1 protein-coding gene and 1 pseudogene are annotated in these 996 nt (G+C 41.5%); both read left to right on the top strand.

The window, feature by feature from the left end; genetic code table 11:
- A partial coding sequence (gene coaBC, locus A3738_RS00995; RefSeq protein ID WP_156503855.1) for a bifunctional phosphopantothenoylcysteine decarboxylase/phosphopantothenate--cysteine ligase CoaBC occupies nucleotides 1-753 on the top strand: 753 nt, incomplete at its 5' end.
- Nucleotides 750-996: pseudogene (locus A3738_RS00990) on the top strand (dUTP diphosphatase); the annotation flags it as partial. The gene coaBC and the pseudogene A3738_RS00990, both read left to right, overlap by 4 nt.

Below are 996 nucleotides of genomic sequence, written 5' to 3'. Positions count from 1 at the left end.
GCATGTGGTGATGTTGGTTTTGGTCGAATGATGGAACCAAGCGATATTGTTGCGGCAATTTCTCAGGAATCAACACCGCGAGAATGTAAGTACAGAGTCGTTATTACGGCAGGGCCAACGCGAGAAGCGATTGATCCTGTTCGATATATTTCAAACCATAGCTCAGGCAAGATGGGCTATGCCTTGGCAGAAGCCTTCCATGCAGTGGGTGCAGATGTTTGCTTAATTTCCGGTCCTGTTAACTTATCATGTAGCAGTGGTATTGAACGTATTGATGTGACGTCTGCGGAACAGATGTATGAGCAAGCAATGCGACAAGCACGAACTGGATTAGATGTATTTATTGGTTCTGCTGCGGTTGCCGATTACAGGCCAATTGATGTTTCTGAACAGAAGATGAAGAAGACTGGTTTCGGCGATAATATTCAAATAGAGCTTACTCAGAATCCTGACATAATTGCTAACGTCTCTGCTATGCGAGAAAGTAGTCAGTCTCTAATTGTTGGTTTTGCTGCTGAAACAAACGATGTTATTCAGTACGCTAAATCTAAGCTTAAGCGGAAGAGCTTAGATGTCGTTATTGCGAATGATGTTTCGAATCAAGAAATTGGATTTAATAGTGACAACAATGAGGTAACTTTGGTTACTGTAGATGGTGAAGAATTATTGCCTTTGACATCTAAAGCTTCCTTGGCTCAAGAATTAGTGACTCGACTATCTGAAAAATTAAATCAAAAAAGAAAAAGTAAATGAAAACGCCATTACAAATAAAAATCTTGGATGACAAAATTGGGAATACTATTCCCTTACCTAGTTACGCAACTCAGGGTTCTGCGGGTGTTGATTTGAGAGCTTGCCTAGACGAATCGATTAACTTAGAACCTGGCCAAACTACCCTGATACCTACTGGATTGGCGATTTATATCGAAGACCCTCAGCTGGCGGCAACGATATTACCTAGATCTGGCCTTGGTCATAAGCATGGGATTGTTTTGG

The sequence above is a fragment of the Oleiphilus sp. HI0066 genome, assembly GCF_001635725.1.
Note: the sequence above shows the minus strand (reverse complement) of the source record. Positions and strands in the feature narration are given on the sequence as shown.